Raw genomic sequence first — 17,346 nt, forward strand, 5'->3', positions numbered from 1 at the left:
AATGAGCGCATTTGACGACTTGATGGCCTATGAGCGGGACACCCAGGCGCTTGGCCAGATTGCGGGCCGATTGGGCTGGGATCAGGAGACCATGATGCCCCGCGGTGCCGCCCCCCAGCGGGGCGAAGAAATGGCCGCGATTGAGGCGGTTCTACATGCCCGGCGCTCCGATCCGCAGGTCGCTGACTGGCTGGCACGGGCTGAGGCCCCGGATGAGGTGGGTGCGGCGCAGCTGCGCGAGATCCGTCGCAGTCATGAGCGTGCCGTCAAGGTGCCTGGCGATCTGGCGAAACGCATCGCCCGCGTCACCTCCGAGGCACAGGGAAAATGGGCCGCCGCTCGGGCGGCTGAGGACGTCGCAGCCTTCCTGCCGGTGCTGGAGGAAGTGGTCGCACTGAAACGCGAAGAGGGGCAGGCCTTGGCTGCCGGGGGCGATGTCTATGACGCGATGATCGCTGACTATGAACATGGCACCACCGCTGCCGAGATTGCAGCTCTGTTTGATGCCATGCGCCCGCGTCTGGTTGATCTGCGGGCGCGCGTTTTGGACAAACCCGCGCCGAAGGGCGTCAGCGGGCATTTCGATGCCGACAAGCAGATGGCGTTGACCACGACGCTGGCGGAGACCTTCGGCTACCAGATGCGCCATGGTCGGGTCGACAAGGCAGTGCATCCTTTCTGTTCCGGAAGCGGTCTGGATGTGCGTGTGACCACGCGGACCAGCGACGATGATCCCTTCAATTGTTTCTACTCCACCATTCACGAGGTCGGCCACGCTGCCTATGAGCAGAACATTGATCAGGCCTATCTGCTGACCCCACTGGGGCGTGGTGTTTCCATGGGTGTGCATGAAAGCCAAAGCCGGAGCTATGAGAACCAACTGGGCCGCAGCCGTGCCTTTACCGGCTGGTTGTTTGATCAAATGGTGCCGCAGTTCGGTGACTTTGGCATTGCAGATGCCGATGCGTTCTATGCGGCCGTGAACGCGGTTCACAACGGCTACATCCGGACTGAGGCCGATGAGTTGCAGTATAACCTGCATGTGATGATGCGCTTTGATCTGGAGCGCGCGCTGATGTCCGGTGATTTGCAGGTGCAGGATCTGGAGGCGGCCTGGAATGACCGTTTCGCCGCTGATTTCGGCTATGACGTTGATAAACCCTCCAATGGTTGCCTTCAGGACGTGCATTGGTCGGTGGGGCTGTTTGGCTATTTCCCGACCTATTCGCTGGGCAATGTCTATGCGGGTTGTCTCTATCAAACGCTGCGTCAGGCGGTGCCGGATCTGGATAAGCAACTGGCGGCGGGGGATACGGTCGCCGCAACCAGCTGGCTGCGCGATAATCTGCAAACCCATGGCGGGCTGCGCAGCCCGGTTGAGACCATCACCCATGCCGCAGGCATGGCGCCCAGCCCGGAGCCGCTGCTCAGCTATCTGGAAGAGAAGTTCGGCGCGCTTTACGAGCTGTAAAGCGACACGCTGCACAATCAACGAAGCCCCCGTCAGTCACTGGCGGGGGTTTTTCCGTTCCGGTGCCGCGCGCGTCTCGCTGGCGCAGGTCCGTTCAGATCAGCGCCATACGCTCGGCGCGTTCAGGATCGGGGAAGGGGCGGTACAGGCCGAAGTCAGCAGAGGCAATCAGCGCATTCACATTGGCATAGAGCCGCTCGACATTCTCGTCCATTTCACCCAGCACCCGAAACGCCTGATCCAGCTGGGTCATATTCGCGAATTCGATTTCCAGCAGAAAATCCCGGTGATTGTCGCTGGCCAGGTTCAGTTTACGGCGCAGCAAGCGCCAGCCCTGAATGACATCCCGCTCACGCAGATAGGACATCCATTGGTCCACGGCATTGGCAAAGGCAATCGCCTTCGCCTCGTGATGCAAATCGATCGAGCAGTGATAGAGGTTCATGTCAGGCCTCCCTTGGCGATGGCGTGTATCGCTGGGAGGCTGACAGAAACTGCTTAGGTTTCGATTAACGAAAAACGCCGCCCCGAAGGGCGGCATTTTAGTGACGTCATGGCGCAATAACAGGGGTGAGATCAGGTTGCCTCAGCAGCTTCGCTGGCCCCCTCAGATGTCGGGACCTCTGCATCTTCGTCGTCGCGTTCCGCGATCCAGGCAACCGAGACGACCTCTTCTCCCTTGGCCGTGTTGAACACCCGTACGCCACCGGCGCTGCGGGAGCGGAACGAGATGCCGTTGACCGGACAGCGGATCGACTGGCCTTTGGACGTTGCCAGCATGATCTGGTCTTCAAGCTCGACCGGGAAGGTCGCGACGATGGCGCCGCCTTTCATGGCACCAACACCCTGACCGCCACGCCCGCTGACACGGTAGTCATGCGCGGAGGTCAGATTGCCCACACCAGAGCGGTTGATGGTCACCAAGAGATCATTGGCCGCCAGCATTTCCTGATAGCGCTCCTCGGAGAGTGAACCTTCGGTTTCCTCACCATTTTCGTCTTCGGCAACCTCGCCGCCAAATTCGGAGCGGAACCGTTTAATGAAGGCATTGCGCTCCCAGGGTTCTGCGCTGAAGTGGCGGATCACCGACATCGAGACGACCTCATCCCCATCGCTTACCAGTCGGATCCCACGCACCCCGGTCGATTCACGGGAGTTGAAGACGCGGACGTCGGTGGAGCGGAAGCGGATTGCCCGCCCGGAATTGGTCACCAGCATCACGTCATCATCCTCGGAGCAGATGCGCGCGTTGACCAACCTGACCGAGCCATCCTCCGGCAGCTTCATCGCGATTTTGCCGTTGCGGCGCACATTGGTGAAATCCGACAGGCGGTTGCGACGCACGTCCCCGCCCGAGGTGGCAAAGACCACCTGTAGGTTTTCCCATTCGTCGTCTGGCACATCGACCGGCATGATCGCCGCGATGGAGACGCCCGGCGGGATCGGCAGAATGTTGACAATCGCCTTACCCTTCGACGTGCGGCCACCTTGCGGCAGGCGCCAGGTCTTCAGCTTGTAGACCATCCCGTCAGTGGTGAAGAACAACAGCTGGGTATGGGTATTGGCCACAAAGAGGTTGGTGACAACATCCTCTTCCTTGGTCTGCATACCCGACAGCCCCTTGCCGCCACGCTTCTGCGCCCGGAAGTCGGCCAGAGGGGTCCGCTTGATATAGCCGCCGCTGGTGATCGTCACGACCATGTCTTCGCGCTCGATCAGGTCTTCATCTTCCATATCGCCGGACCAGTCGACGATCTGGGTGCGACGGGGCACGGCGAAATTATCACGCACTTCGCGCAGCTCATCCGAGATGATGCCAAGGATCCGCTCACGCGAGGACAGGATCTCAAGGTATTCCTTGATCTTGCCAGCCAGTTCTTCCAGCTCATCCGTGACTTCTTTGACACCAATCTGGGTGAGACGTTGCAGACGCAGTTCCAGAATGGCGCGGGCCTGAATCTCGGAGAGATTATAGGTGCCGTCGTCATTCATGGTGTGGGTCGGATCGTCAATCAGGCGGATATAAGGTGCGATGTCGACCGCGGGCCAGCGCCGGGTCATCAGCTTCTGTCGCGCTTCGGCTGCATCCGCAGAGGCGCGGATGGTTGCGACCACTTCGTCCACATTAGAAACCGCGACGGCCAAACCGCACAGAATATGGCTGCGTTCCCGCGCCTTGCGCAGATCATAGGCGGTGCGCCGCGCAATCACGTCTTCGCGGAAATCAAGGAAAGAGGTAAGGAACCGGCGCAGGGTCAGCTGTTCGGGCCGACCGCCATTCAGAGCCAGCATGTTGCAGCCAAAGTGGGTCTGCATGGGCGAGAAACGATAGAGCTGGTTCAGCACCACCTCAGCCGTGGCATCGCGTTTCAGCTCGACAACAACCCGCACGCCGTTGCGATCGGATTCATCCTGAACGTGGCTGACACCCTCGATCTTTTTCTCGCGCACCTGTTCGGCGATCTTTTCGATCATCGCGGCCTTGTTGACCTGATACGGGATCTCCTCGACCACGATGGCGTAGCGGTCCTTGCGAATTTCCTCAACGCGGGTCTTGGCGCGAATGACGACGCTGCCGCGCCCTTCCAGATAGGCCTTACGCGCGCCGGACCGACCCAGCATCACGCCGCCGGTCGGAAAGTCCGGGCCGGGAACAAAGTCGATCAGCTGTTCACTGGTCAGATCCGGGTCTTCGATCAGCGCGAGCGTGGCATCAATCACTTCGCCCAGGTTGTGGGGCGGGATATTGGTGGCCATACCAACCGCGATACCACCAGCGCCATTGACCAGCATGTTGGGGAACCGCGCGGGCAGAACCGTCGGTTCACGGTCCTTGCCATCGTAGTTGTCCTGAAAATCGACCGTGTCTTTTTCAATGTCAGCCAGGATTGAGGCGGCGGGTTTGTCCATCCGCACTTCGGTATAGCGCATGGCGGCTGGGTTATCGCCATCCATGGACCCAAAGTTGCCCTGACCGTCGAGAAGCGGCAGTGACATGGAGAAATCCTGCGCCATCCGCACCAAGGCGTCATAAATCGCGGAGTCGCCATGGGGGTGGTATTTACCCATGACATCGCCAACCGGGCGCGCCGATTTGCGGTAGGGTTTGTCATGCGAATTGCCGACCTCATGCATGGCGTAGAGAATCCGGCGATGAACCGGTTTCAACCCGTCACGCAGGTCAGGAATGGCGCGGCTGACAATAACCGACATCGCATAGTCGAGATACGATGTGCGCATCTCGGATTCGATGGACACCGTTGGGCCGTCATATTGGGGCCGTTCAGGTTTATTTTCGTCCATGTTTTCAGGAGTTTCCGGCGTATCGTTCACGTTGGCTGCCCGTTGTTATTATTGGGTCTATATATTGTGTCTGCACCATAACAGACAGGGCATATAAGGCGCAAGCAAGCAGGGCGGCGGAGCGCCCCCGCGTTGGAGGTTTTCTGCCAATGGGCTGTATTTGTTCGGAATTAACCCTTTCCGTGGTAAGCTACTTTGGGGGGATCCGTAAGGGAGACCTGAAATGGAGACACGCGAAACTGAATTGATGCTGAAGGGCTACGGTCTGACCACGGCTGAGATGACCTATCACATGCCGGATCACACCCATGTTCTGAACACTTTCGTCTGGCAGGAATATGATCTGGCGCCAGACCATCCGCGATTGTTTGAGTTCATCGAATTCTGGAACCGTGAGATTGACGGCCCGCTGCATTCGGTTCGATTTACCCATCGCAAAATGATCAGCCCCGGCGAGTGGCGCAACGTGAAGGGTGTGCTGCATATGCACTGATCGTGCCGCTAAATGGCCAGTCCGGGCTATAAGTGAGATCCGTGGCGCTTCGGGTGCGCGGGGCTCGGCTGCGCGTCGCGACGACCATGCGCGGAGATCTGTTTTCTTTCTGAGGCAACTGCTTATACTGGCGCCGAATGGACCCGATGGCAGTGGCTTTTGCGTTGTGCAAGCCGGTGCTGCGGTGACAGGTGCTGGCCTGTGGGACGTGTTTGATGCGCCTCAAGTTGGAATGTGCCCCCCTGGTTGAGAGAAAGCGCAATATGGTTTCCCGAGTTATTCCGGTTCAGGCCTTCGATCTTGTGATATTTGGCGGCACGGGGGATCTGGCGCGGCGCAAAATCCTGCCTGCGCTGTTCCGGCGCCATTGTGCAGGCCAATTGCCGCAGGATGCGCGGATTGTGGGCGCGGCGCGGAGGGCGCTTGGCAGCGATGGCTATCGCGATCTGATCCGCGCGTCTTTGCACAATGAGCTGAGCGGTGCGGAGATTGCTGCGCGCGGTGAGGAGCTTGAGCGGTTTCTGGCGCGGCTGGAGTATTTGGCGATTGATGCGGAGGCGCGCGATGGCTGGGCGGCGCTGAAACAAATGCTTGGTCTGCGAAGTTCGAATCGAGTGCGGGTATTTTATTTTTCAGTCGGCCCGGCGCTGTTTGCGCCGCTGGCGGAGCAGATCTGGACGCATCAGCTGGCGGATGAGCAAACCCGGATTGTGGTAGAAAAACCCTTCGGTCATGATCTGGCCTCAGCAAAAGCGCTCAATCGCACTCTGGCGGGCCACTTCGATGAAAGTCAGATCTACAGGATTGATCACTATCTGGGCAAGGAAACGGTGCAGAACCTGATGGCGATCCGGTTTGGCAATATGCTGTTTGAGCCCCTCTGGAACAGTCAGTATGTGGATCATATTCAAATTACCGTCGCTGAATCGGTCGGTGTTGACGGTAGAGCGTCGTATTATGACAAATCCGGTGCGATGCGGGACATGATGCAAAATCACCTGATGCAGCTGCTGTGCCTGATTGCCATGGAGCCCCCGGCAAAATTCGATCCCGATGCCGTGCGCGACGAAAAGCTGAAGGTAATCCGGGCGCTGGAGCCGGTGGAACCCCACCATATTGTGCGCGGTCAATACACGTCGGCTGAGGACGGGGCAGGGCGCGACGACGACCAATCTTACCGTGAAACCGTGGGGGATCCGCGCTCCACCACCGAAAGCTATGTGGCGCTGAAGGCCCATATCAGCAATTGGCGATGGGCGGGCACGCCGTTTTATCTGCGCACGGGCAAGCGGCTGGTGGCGCGCTCCTCTGTGATCAATGTGTTCTTCAAGGACGCGCCCCATTCGATTTTTGGCGCCGATGCCGGACGCCACGCCAATCTGCTGACCATTCGTCTGCAACCGAATGAGGGCATCACCCTCAAGGTGACCATCAAGGAGCCTGGACCCGGCGGTATGCGGCTGATCGATGTGCCGCTGGATATGAGCTTTGCCCAGGCGCTGGGGGCGGATATCGACGGCGCGCCCGATGCTTATGAGCGGCTGATCACCGATGTGATCCGGGGCAATCAGACGCTGTTCATGCGCGGTGATGAGGTGGAAGCCGCCTGGGCCTGGACGGATCCCATCATTGCGGGCTGGACATCGCGCGGAGATGTGCCAAAACCCTATGATAGCGGTAGCACCGGACCGGGAGATGCGGATCTCCTGATGCGGCGCGATGAACGGGAATGGCGGGGGATCAACCCATGAATATTATCGAATATGCAGATCGGGATATGCTGGCGATTGACGTGGCCAATCAACTGGCTGGTGATCTGAAGACCCATCTTTTGCATCATGACAGCGCGTCCTTTGCCGTCGCAGGCGGCACCACCCCCGCGCCGATTTTTGACGATCTCTGCGCCGCGGATATCGACTGGGCGCGGGTGCGCCTGATGGCGACGGATGAACGCTGGGTGCCCGCCGACAGCGCACGTTCCAATGCGCGCATGATCCGCGAGCGTCTGCTGGTCAATCGGGCGGCATCCGCGACCTTCGTGCCGTTTCATGTGCCTGCGCGGGCGCCAGAGGATGTGCTGGCTGAGGTCGAAAGCCAGATTGAGCCGGATCTGCCGCTTTCTGTTGTCCTGTTGGGGATGGGCGAAGACATGCACACGGCCTCTCTGTTTCCCGGCGTGCGCGGGCTGAGCGAGGCACTGGCGCCAGATGCGCCGGTGTTGGCGGTGATGCGGCCCGACAGCCAGCCGGAACCGCGTGTCAGCCTATCGGCGCGGGTATTGGATGCGGCGATTGCCAAACATCTGGTGATTTACGGGGAGGCAAAGCGGGAGGCGCTTGAAACCGCCAAATCCTTGCCGCCGGGAGAGGCGCCAATTCAGGCAGTTTTGTCAGAAATGACAGTGCATTGGGCGCCCTAGATCAGGTAAAGTGTTGAGGGTTGAGATCCGCCACTTAACCCTCTGAAACAGCGCCGTCCCGCTCGATCAGGGCGGTGCGGAGGCTGTCTGGCAGCGGATAGCCCGATTGCCCATCTGGTGTGCGGAGAACCATGATACCGGTCATCGTTGCACGCAGATCACCAGACCAGATCTGCTGTTCCATCACGTATGAGGTCCGGCGGAAGGACACGACGCGGGCCGTGGTGATATAGTCCTCGTCCAGCACCATCTCTTTCATGTAATGCACATTTGCGTTGCGCAGCACATTGCGAGGGGCAGGCATCCCGTTGAAATGGGGGGCGAAAAACCGATCATAGTAGGCCACGCGCAGGGTCTCAAACCAGCTCAGATAGGCCTTGTTGTTTACGTGATGCAGAATATCCAGCTCGGAAAACCGCACCCGATCTGCCATTGCCAGCGGCTGCGGGCTTTTGAGACCGTGGTGGCGTTGAGCATCCGGGCTGAGCGGGGTGTGAAAGATCAGATCCATGCGGAAGTCGCTAGCGAGATTGGCACCAAGGTGCAAGTCAGCACGCCGCTACAGGATGTCTTATAAGGGACATTCGCAACATGCCGTGAATGCAAAATACCACTGAAAATCCAGTGAACTGCGAGGCTGTCTTAATGTGAGGGATTTTGGAGCGGGTAACGAGAATCGAACTCGTAACTAAAGCTTGGGAAGCTGCCGTGATACCTTTTCACCATACCCGCGCCAATAAGGGGTGATTACCGGTTTCGCGGGGGAGGGTCAAGCGCCCAACCACCCCCGCGACCGGCAAAAATGCCTTATCCGCGCCGCCGCCGACGACGGCGTCCGCCGTCCTCATTGCCGTCGCCACCTCCGGTGTTGAAATTCGCCTCCGGCAGGGTGACGATGCTGTTCAGGATCGGGAAGGGTTCGGCGGAGTTCGGGATGGCAGAGGCATTGACGAAATGCTCCTGAAACCGTGACTCCACTGCGGTTTCGATCTTTTCGATCCGCTGGACGGTGGCCTCAATCTCGGTGCGGGCCTTTGTGTTGAGCAGCGCAATACGGGCACCGGTGCCTGCGGCATTGCCCGCGCTGGTCACCTTGTCCAGTGGACAATCCGGGATCATCCCAAGGACCATCGCGTGTTTTGCGGAAATATGCGCACCGAATGCGCCCGCCAGCACCACCCGATCAACGGTATCGATGCCGAATTTGTCCATAAGGAGACGTGCGCCGGAGTAGAGCGCCGCCTTTGCCATCTGGATCGCGCGGATATCGGGGTTGGTCACTGTGATGGTCGGGCCGCCCTCGGCAGAGCCGTCCCAAAGCAGATAGGCATTGGTGCGCCCGTCCTGGATGCAACGCGCACTGCCGGTCTGTTCGGCTGAGCCAATCAGACCGGAGGCATCCAGCACACCAGCAAGCCGCATCTCTGCAATCGCCTCGATAATGCCGGAGCCACAGATACCGGTGATGCCGGTGGTGGCGACTGCGGTGGCAAAACCGTCCTCATCCGACCAGATGTCGGAGCCGATCACCCGGAAGCGCGGCTCCTTGGTCTCCGGGTTGATCTCAACCCGTTCAATGGCACCGGGGGCCGCCCGTTGACCGCTGGAGATCTGCGCGCCCTCAAACGCGGGGCCGGTGGGGGATGAACAGGCCAGCACCTTGTCTTTGTTGCCCAGCAGGATTTCCGCATTTGTGCCCACATCCACGACCAGCACCAGATCTTCTGATTTGTCGGGCGCTTCCGACAGTGCCACTGCGGCGGCGTCGGCCCCCACATGGCCGGCAATGCAGGGCAGCAGGTAGACACGGGCGGCTGGATGAATATTCAGGTCCAGCTCTACGGCGCGCAGTGCCAGCGCATTGGAGGTCGCCAGCGCGAAGGGCGCCTGACCCAGTTCAAACGGATCAATGCCAAGGAACAGATGGTGCATCACCGGGTTGCAGACGAACACCGCGTCCACGATCAGCGCCTTGTCGATTTCCGCCTCAGACGCGATCTGGGTAAACAGCGCGTTCATGCCCTCGCGTACCGCGCGGGTCATCTCCTGATCGCCGCCCTTGTTCATCATCGAATAGGAAACCCGGCTCATCAGATCTTCGCCAAAGCGGATCTGCGGGTTCATGATGCCGGAGGAGGCGACGACCTCGCCGGTTTTCAGGTCGCACAGATGCGCGGCGATGGTGGTGGAGCCGAGGTCAACCGCCAGACCATAGATCGAGCCCTCGTAGAACCCCGGCCAGATGTGCATGATCTTGGGCGGGTGATTTTCATCGCCCAGATGCACGGCGACGGTGACGTTCCAGCCGCCCTTGCGCAGGGCTGGTTGCAGCACGCTCAGGATGTGCAAATCGGTTTTGACACCCTTCAGATCCCACTGCGCATCCAGCGCCTCGATCAGCCGCTCCATATCGCCTGTGGGTTTGTGCATGTCGGGTTCTTCCACCTCGACATAATAAAGGCGGGTGGAGGGGTTCATGGTGATGTCGCGCGCTTCGGCGCGTTTGCGGACCACCTGACGGTGGACCTGGCTTTCCGGTGGCACGTCGATCACCACATCGCCCTGAACCTGCGCCTGACACCCCAGGCGCCGCCCGTCGATCAGGCCGCGTTTGTCCTTGTAGCGCTGTTCGACCTTGTTCCATTCGGTCAGGGCGTCATCGGCGACGGTTACGCCATGTTTGGAGAACTCACCATAAGATGGCGTGATCTGACATTTCGAACAGATGCCCCGCCCGCCGCAGACGGAATCCAGATCGACCCCCAGCTGGCGGGCTGCTGTCAGAACTGGCGTGCCAATCGGAAACCGGCCACGCTTGCCGGACGGGGTAAAGACCACCAGCGGATGCGATGCGGGATCAGTTGCGGTCTCGGTCGAGATCTCGGGGGCGGGATCGTTTGCCATGCCTGTACCTATCTTGCTTGCGCGGTTTGGGCGGAGCATATGGCGTTTTTTGCGGGAGGAAAGGCGGCGCGCGTCATTTTGCGGTCTCGTGGCGTCATTTCTGGGCGGTTTTGGGAAAAGACCGCTGCGGCTGGCGGATTGATGACAAAAATCAAGCCGCCTCAGGTGTTGTTGTCGGGTGATCTTGACGCGATGTCGCCCAGCCAATGCAGGATCTGGCCACGGTGTTCGTCAAGCATCGGCGCAGGCGGGCGCGTGGTCTCATCAGGCAGCGCGGAGAGTTTGACCGGGTTGCCCGCCGCCTTGAACCGTGGCGCGCCGTCGTGGTCACAGACATCCACCAGCATATTGCGGGCGAGGATCTGGGGATCCTGCATCACCTCGGCGACGGACTGGATCGGACCGGTCGGCACACCGGCGCGCTGCAGCCGGTCAATCCAATAGGATGCGGGCTGGTCCAGCGTCACAGCCTCAATCAACCGTTTGAGAAGGCGGGCGTTTTCGCAGCGCGCCTGATTGCTGGCAAAGCGCGCATCCGTGGCCAGCGGCAGGTCCAGCGCGGTACACAACGTCGCAAACAGCGCGTCATTGCCGGCGGCGATCACAAACAATGCGTCGCTGGCGTGGAACGTCTCAAACGGGGTGATCGACGGGTGGCGCGCCCCTGACGGGCGTGGAGGTTCGCCCGTTACCGAGGTGATCGCCACCGCGTGTTCCAACAGCGCAAGCTGGCTGTCGAGCATGGCGATATCCACCTTTTGACCAGGCGCGCCCCCTTGCACAGCATAGAGCGCCGCCAAAACACCCTGACACAGGAACATGCCCGCTGCGAGATCGCCGATGGAGGCGCCGACGCGCACCGGCTCGCGGTCGCGTTCGCCTGTAATTGACATCACCCCGCCACGGGCCTGCACCACCATGTCATAAGCAGGGCGCAACCGGTCTGGTCCGGTGTGACCAAAGCCGGAGACCGCACCATAGACGAGTTTAGGGAAACGGGCATGCAAGGCCTCCCAACCGTACCCCAGCCGCTCCATCACGCCGGGGCGAAAATTCTCCAGGATGACATCAGCCTGCGTCAGCAGCTGTTCGAAGGTGCCGCGATCCTCTTCGGCGCGCAGATCCAGAGCGATGCTCTCTTTCCCGTGGTTGATGGTGGCAAAATAGGCGCTGTCGCCGTCTTTGAAGGGGGGAAAGGCACGGGTGTCATCGCCAAGACCCGGCCGTTCCACCTTGATCACCCGTGCGCCCAGATCGCGCAGCGTCATGGAGGCATAGGGCCCTGCCAGCACATGGGTGAGGTCGAGGACAACAATATCGCTGAGGGGACGGATCATGGCGAGGCTCCTATCTGATCTGTTCGCGGTTTCTTGGTGGCGGAATGCTCCGCAGCCTGCCTTGATGCAGATCAGCCCGGTCTTGGTGAGCAGGCTGTCAGCCGTGGTGTCCATGGCCAGTGTCGCAGGCGGGGCAGCGGTCATCACATCACCGGTTGAGAAACCGTCGCAATTCTCCCGTTTTTCCGGCGCCACCTCTTTTCCCCCTTCGGCTTCTGTGCCATAGGGTCATCGCCAAACGGGGTTATGCATGGGGATGACAAATGCAGATTCGTGAGGCTCTCACATTCGATGATGTTCTTCTGGTTCCGGCTGCGTCTAGCGTTCTGCCGAACACGGCTGACACGCGCACGCGCGTCACGGGTGGCATCTCTCTGAACATTCCTTTGCTCAGCTCGGCGATGGATACGGTGACGGAATCGCGGATGGCCATCGCTATGGCGCAGGCCGGCGGCATGGGTGTCATTCACAAGAACCTGGATCTGGAAGAGCAGGCCCGTCAGGTGCGCCGGGTCAAACGCTTTGAGAGCGGCATTGTCTACAACCCGATCACCCTGACCGCAGATCAGACCCTGGCCGATGCCAAGGCCCTGCAGGAGCGCTACCGCGTCACCGGCTTCCCCGTTGTCGATAACGACGGGCGCGTGGTTGGCATCGTGACCAACCGCGACATGCGCTTTGCCACCGATGACAACACGCCGGTCTCGGTGATGATGACCTCCGACAATCTCGCGCTGCTGCATGAACCGGCTGAGCTGGAAGAGGCCAAGTCGATGATGAAGGCGCGCCGCATTGAAAAGCTGCTGGTGACCGATGGTGACGGGAAACTGACAGGCCTGTTGACGCTGAAAGACACCGAACAGGCGGTTTTGAACCCCACCGCCTGCAAGGATGATCTGGGACGCCTGCGCGTGGCGGCTGCCAGCTCTGTTGGCGACAGCGGCTTTGCCCGTTCCGAGGCGCTGATTGATGCCGGTGTTGATATTGTCGTCGTGGACACCGCCCACGGTCATTCCGAAGGCGTGATCGAGGCCGTGAAACGCATCAAGGCGCTGTCCTCAGGTGTGCAGGTTGTGGCGGGCAATGTCGCAACCGCAGCAGCGACCAGCGCGTTGATTGATGCCGGTGCCGATGCGGTGAAGGTCGGCATCGGTCCGGGCTCCATCTGCACCACCCGTATGGTGGCGGGTGTGGGTGTGCCGCAGCTGACGGCGATCATGGATTGTGCCGGCGCTGCTGGCGATATTCCGATTATCGCGGACGGTGGCATCAAATTTTCCGGCGATTTTGCCAAGGCCATCGCGGCAGGCGCGTCCTGTGCCATGGTTGGCTCGATGATTGCAGGTACCGACGAAAGCCCGGGCGAGGTGATCCTCTATCAGGGGCGTTCGTTTAAATCCTATCGCGGCATGGGATCGCTGGGCGCAATGGCGCGCGGTTCCGCAGACCGCTATTTCCAGAAAGACGCGGCCAGCGACAAACTGGTGCCCGAGGGGATCGAAGGTCAGGTCGCCTACAAAGGCTCGGCTGGCGCGGTGATCCACCAGCTGGTGGGCGGTCTGCGCGCGGCTATGGGCTATACCGGCTGTGCAACCGTGGATGAGATGCGCAAAAACTGCGAATTTGTTCGCATCACCGGCGCTGGCCTGAAAGAAAGCCACGTGCATGACGTGCAGATCACCCGCGAAAGCCCGAATTACCGTATCGGCTAAACACAGGAGCGCTGCCGGATGACTGTGACGCATCGCCATGAGGCCGGGGTATGACCCCGGCTGCCCGCCGTCAGGCCGCTATCGAAATCCTCGATCAGATCCTGACCGGAGAGCCTGCGGAAAAAGCACTGACAGCTTGGGCGCGGCGCAGCCGTTTTGCCGGATCCAAAGACCGCGCAGCGGTGCGCGATCACGTCTTTGATGCTCTGCGATGCTTGCGCTCCTATGCGGCCCTTGGCGGCGGCGGTGGCGCGGGGGAGATCTCGGATGCCAATACAACGGGTCGGCAGTTGATCTTGGGGGCGTTGCGGGCAGAAGGCGCTGATATAGGCGAGATCTTCACTGGAGTGGGCCACGCACCTGCGCCGCTTGAGGAGGCTGAGGAGACCGCAATCAGCGCCGCGTCTCAGATGCAGCAGGCGGAGGCGCTTGATATTCCGGACTGGCTCTGGCCTGCTTTTGCGGCCAGCCTTGGCGATGCGGCTGAGGCGGCCGCGCGCGCGTTGCAGCAACGCGCGCCAGTGCATCTGCGCGTCAACCGGCGCAAAACTGATCGTGACGCAGCGATGCGCGCGCTGGCCGAGGAGGGGATCCTTGCCGAGACGCACCCCGCAGCAGACACGGCTTTGTCGGTGACGGAAGGGGCGCGCAAGCTGCGCAACAGTTCCGCCTATCTGACCGGATTGGTCGAATTGCAGGACGCTGCCAGCCAGGCGGTGATCGAGGCGCTGCCCCTGGCTGATGGCCAGCGGGTGCTTGATTACTGTGCCGGTGGCGGTGGTAAGAGCCTCGCCATCGCGGCGCGCGCCAAGCTTTCAGTTTTTGCCCATGATATCGCGCCGCAACGGATGAAAGACCTGCCTGCACGCGCAGATCGGGCCGGGGCCGCCATCACAGTGCTGGCCCCCGATGATGTCGCTGCCAAGGCACCCTTTGATCTGGTTCTGTGTGACGCGCCCTGTTCCGGCTCTGGCTCCTGGCGGCGCGCACCCGAAGGCAAATGGCGCCTGACGCAGGCGCGGCTGGATGAGCTGTGCCAGACGCAGACGCAGATCCTGCACGACGCCAGCCAGCTGGTGGCCCCTGGCGGAACGCTAGCCTATGCGACCTGCTCCATGCTGGACGCAGAAAATGGCGACCAGGTCGCAGCGTTCCTGGATCGAAACCCCGATTGGCAGTTGCAACGGGATCACGGCTGGCAGGTCCAGGACGGAACCGATGGTTTCTATGTTGCCGTTCTGTCCCATTTCAGCGACGGTTGATCGACACTAAGGCAATTCGGAACCTGCGGTCTTAACGCAGTTTTAACCTAATTCGTCTCGATATAAGCACATAAATTTCATCGAGGGAGCCGCAATGAACGGTCGCCATGCTTCACCCGTTCCCCAGTTGCGCGTCTACACGCCGGAACATGCTCGCCTGGCGGCGGTTTTGCTATTGTCGGCCATGGTCATCACTGCGCCTTGGCTGCTCCAGACGCCAGAATGGATCACGCGCGGGCTTGTGACGGTTGGCCTGACGCTGATTGCCGTCGCGCTGATGATGCTGGTGCAGGCGCGCACGCGGTTGCGGGCGCGCTCAATGGCGGCAGCGCTGCTCACCGGGTTCATCGAGAAGGACGCGACCGCGACCTTCGTCTGTGATGATGATGGGATGATCCATGCCTCCAACGGGGCCGCGCTGAAGCGGTTTGCCGATGCCGATACCGAGACGCTTGCCGGCACGTTGCGTTCGATCCTTGCCAATCCCTCTGCGGTTCTGTTCCGCCTGCAAAGTCGCGCCCGTGTTGATGGGGCTGCGCGCGAAGATATCGTGACCCGCCGTGGCCATGTACGGCTGGCGGTCCATCAGATGCAGGGCGGTAGCTTTTTGTGGCGGGTGGAGGAGATCACGGATCGCCCCACCACCAGCCGTGGCGCCGATGCGGTGCCAATTCCGATGCTGACGGTTGGGCGCACCGGGGCAGTCCTGTTCATGAACGAGGCGGCCCGCGGGGTGATCGGCGAACGGGTGAAGTCCACCGACCGCCTATTTACATCGTTGCCGGTGCTGTCCGGACAGATCAACACCATGAGCACCAAAACTGGGCTTATTGAGGTTCTGGTATGCGAGAAGAACCGGAGTCAGGGGCGCAGCGAGCTGTATTTCCTGCAGTTGGATGATAGCGAAACCTCGGTTGGACAGGCCTCTCTCGAGAGCCTGCCGGTGCCATTTGTGAAGGTTGATCCGAAGGGGGCGCTGATCTCGGCCAATAAGATGGGGATGCACCTGCTGGGCATCAGCTCCTGCGGCAATCTGAATATCGGCCAGCTGATGGATGGTCTTGGCCGTCCGATGTCGGACTGGCTGCGCGACACCGCAGACGGCCAAGCCTCGCACAAGTCCGAGTTCCTGCGTCTGACGCGCCGTGACAAGGAAGTGTTTGTGCAGGTGACCTTGACCCGGGTCATCGAGGAGGGCGAAACCGTCCTCATCGCGGTGCTGAACGATGCGACCGAACTGAAGACGCTTGAGGCGCAATTTGTGCAGAGCCAGAAGATGCAGGCGATTGGTCAGCTGGCGGGCGGCGTGGCGCATGATTTTAACAACCTTCTGACGGCCATTTCCGGGCATTGCGATCTGCTGCTGTTGCGTCATGATCAGGGCGATCAGGACTTCGGCGATCTGATCCAGATCCATGAGAACGCCAACCGCGCGGCGGCTCTTGTCAGTCAGCTGCTGGCATTCTCCCGCAAGCAGACCTTGCAGCCTGAAGTTCTGGATGTGCGCGACACCCTGTCTGACCTCACCCATCTGTTGAACCGACTGGTCGGGGAGAAAGTAACGCTGACGCTGAGCCATGATCCCGTGATGCGGTCGATCCGGGCAGACAAACGTCAGCTGGAACAGGTGCTGATGAATCTGGTGGTGAATGCGCGCGATGCGATGCCACAGGGCGGCGAGATCCGGATCGAGACAGAGGCCGTGGTGCTGGATCAACCATTGGAACGCAACCGTGCGGTGGTACCTGCGGGCGACTGGGTTACGGTCAAGGTTTCTGATGAAGGCGTCGGCATATCCCCGGACAAGCTACAGAAGGTGTTTGAACCGTTCTACACCACCAAGCGGACGGGTGAGGGCACTGGCCTTGGTCTTTCGACAGCCTATGGCATCATCAAGCAGACGGGCGGCTATATCTTCGTCGACTCGATCAAAGATCAGGGCACTCAGTTCACCCTGTTCTTCCCAGTGAACACGCAGGTGGAGGCGGAAGCCGCTGCTGCGATCACTGTAGATACCACCGCAAAACCGGTCGCCGCCCAGCACGGCGAAGGGGTTGTTCTCCTGGTGGAGGACGAAGCGCCCGTACGGGCCTTTGCGTCCCGCGCGCTGCGGATGCGCGGCTATACGGTGCTTGAGGCGGAATCTGCCGAGGACGCATTGCGCACCCTGGAAGATCCGGGTCTTACCGTCGATGTCTTCGTCACGGATGTGGTGATGCCCGGCATGGACGGGCCCAGCTGGGTGCGTGAGGCATTGAAGACGCGTCCGGATACCCGCGTGGTCTTTGTCTCCGGCTATGCCGAAGGTGCCTTTGGCGAGGCCGAGCCATCGGTCCCGAATTCGGTGTTCCTGCCAAAACCCTTCTCGCTCAACCAGTTGACAGAAACCGTTCACGAACAGCTGCACTAAGCGGCTTCACTGGACTTGGAGCGGTTGTTCCTGTG

Annotated in this window: 12 protein-coding genes and 1 tRNA gene; 7 read left to right on the plus strand and 6 right to left on the minus strand. The window is 60.5% G+C overall.

Annotated elements, in window-relative coordinates; all coding sequences use genetic code 11:
- Position 1 precedes the first annotated feature (1 nt).
- Entirely contained in the window at positions 2 to 1,471 is a 1,470-nt protein-coding gene (locus tag OO25_RS03240; RefSeq protein ID WP_040178444.1) for a carboxypeptidase M32, read from the plus strand.
- Positions 1,472 to 1,565: 94 nt separating this feature from the next.
- Here the strand turns inward: OO25_RS03240 and OO25_RS03245 are convergent, their stop codons facing one another.
- A complete protein-coding gene (locus OO25_RS03245) occupies positions 1,566 to 1,916 on the minus strand; it encodes a DUF6614 family protein (protein WP_040169054.1) in 351 nt (116 codons plus the stop codon).
- A 131-nt stretch (positions 1,917 to 2,047) separates the two neighbouring features.
- Positions 2,048 to 4,774, minus strand: a complete 2,727-nt coding sequence (gyrA, locus tag OO25_RS03250) for a DNA gyrase subunit A (RefSeq protein WP_052465585.1) — start codon at positions 4,772 to 4,774, stop codon at positions 2,048 to 2,050.
- 223 nt (positions 4,775 to 4,997) lie between these two features.
- Here gyrA and OO25_RS03255 point away from each other — a divergent pair, with 223 nt between their 5' ends.
- The 3 genes from OO25_RS03255 to pgl all read left to right on the plus strand — a co-directional run bounded on the left by OO25_RS03255 (position 4,998) and on the right by pgl (position 7,686).
- Positions 4,998 to 5,267, plus strand: a complete 270-nt coding sequence (locus OO25_RS03255) for an usg protein (protein WP_040169058.1) — start codon at positions 4,998 to 5,000, stop codon at positions 5,265 to 5,267.
- Positions 5,268 to 5,530: 263 nt separating this feature from the next.
- Positions 5,531 to 7,018: a glucose-6-phosphate dehydrogenase gene (gene zwf / locus OO25_RS03260; protein ID WP_040178448.1), complete on the plus strand. Its 1,488-nt coding sequence runs from the start codon at positions 5,531 to 5,533 to the stop codon at positions 7,016 to 7,018.
- Positions 7,015 to 7,686 (plus strand): 6-phosphogluconolactonase, encoded by a 672-nt coding sequence (gene pgl / locus OO25_RS03265; protein ID WP_040178727.1) that lies wholly within the window; start codon positions 7,015 to 7,017, stop codon positions 7,684 to 7,686. The genes zwf and pgl overlap by 4 nt, the downstream gene beginning before the upstream one ends.
- Before the next feature lie 34 nt (positions 7,687 to 7,720).
- Here the strand turns inward: pgl and OO25_RS03270 are convergent, their stop codons facing one another.
- From OO25_RS03270 to OO25_RS03285, 4 genes are all read right to left on the minus strand, one after another.
- On the minus strand, positions 7,721 to 8,197 hold the full coding sequence (locus OO25_RS03270; RefSeq protein WP_040178450.1) for a thioesterase family protein: 477 nt from the start codon (positions 8,195 to 8,197) through the stop codon (positions 7,721 to 7,723).
- Between the two features lie 147 nt (positions 8,198 to 8,344).
- A tRNA-Gly gene (locus OO25_RS03275) sits at positions 8,345 to 8,418 on the minus strand.
- Positions 8,419 to 8,493: 75 nt separating this feature from the next.
- Positions 8,494 to 10,590, minus strand: coding sequence for an ASKHA domain-containing protein (locus OO25_RS03280; protein ID WP_040178452.1), 2,097 nt, complete (start codon positions 10,588 to 10,590; stop codon positions 8,494 to 8,496).
- A 161-nt stretch (positions 10,591 to 10,751) separates the two neighbouring features.
- Positions 10,752 to 11,927: a CaiB/BaiF CoA-transferase family protein gene (locus OO25_RS03285; protein WP_040178728.1), complete on the minus strand. Its 1,176-nt coding sequence runs from the start codon at positions 11,925 to 11,927 to the stop codon at positions 10,752 to 10,754.
- Positions 11,928 to 12,190: 263 nt separating this feature from the next.
- On the opposite strand from OO25_RS03285, the gene guaB reads away from it, so the two are divergent.
- The 3 genes from guaB (at position 12,191) to OO25_RS03300 (ending at position 17,311) form a co-directional block, all read left to right on the plus strand.
- Positions 12,191 to 13,639 carry an IMP dehydrogenase gene (gene guaB, locus OO25_RS03290; protein WP_040178455.1) on the plus strand — a complete coding sequence of 483 codons (1,449 nt, stop codon included), beginning with the start codon at positions 12,191 to 12,193 and terminating at the stop codon, positions 13,637 to 13,639.
- Positions 13,640 to 13,689: 50 nt separating this feature from the next.
- Positions 13,690 to 14,901, plus strand: coding sequence for an RsmB/NOP family class I SAM-dependent RNA methyltransferase (locus tag OO25_RS03295; protein WP_040178456.1), 1,212 nt, complete (start codon positions 13,690 to 13,692; stop codon positions 14,899 to 14,901).
- A gap of 94 nt (positions 14,902 to 14,995) precedes the next feature.
- Positions 14,996 to 17,311: an ATP-binding protein gene (locus tag OO25_RS03300; protein ID WP_040178458.1), complete on the plus strand. Its 2,316-nt coding sequence runs from the start codon at positions 14,996 to 14,998 to the stop codon at positions 17,309 to 17,311.
- Positions 17,312 to 17,346: the final 35 nt, after the last annotated feature.

Origin of the sequence: Phaeobacter sp. S60, from assembly GCF_000826845.1 — a bacterium.
Classification (GTDB): Bacteria; Pseudomonadota; Alphaproteobacteria; order Rhodobacterales; family Rhodobacteraceae; genus Phaeobacter; species Phaeobacter piscinae.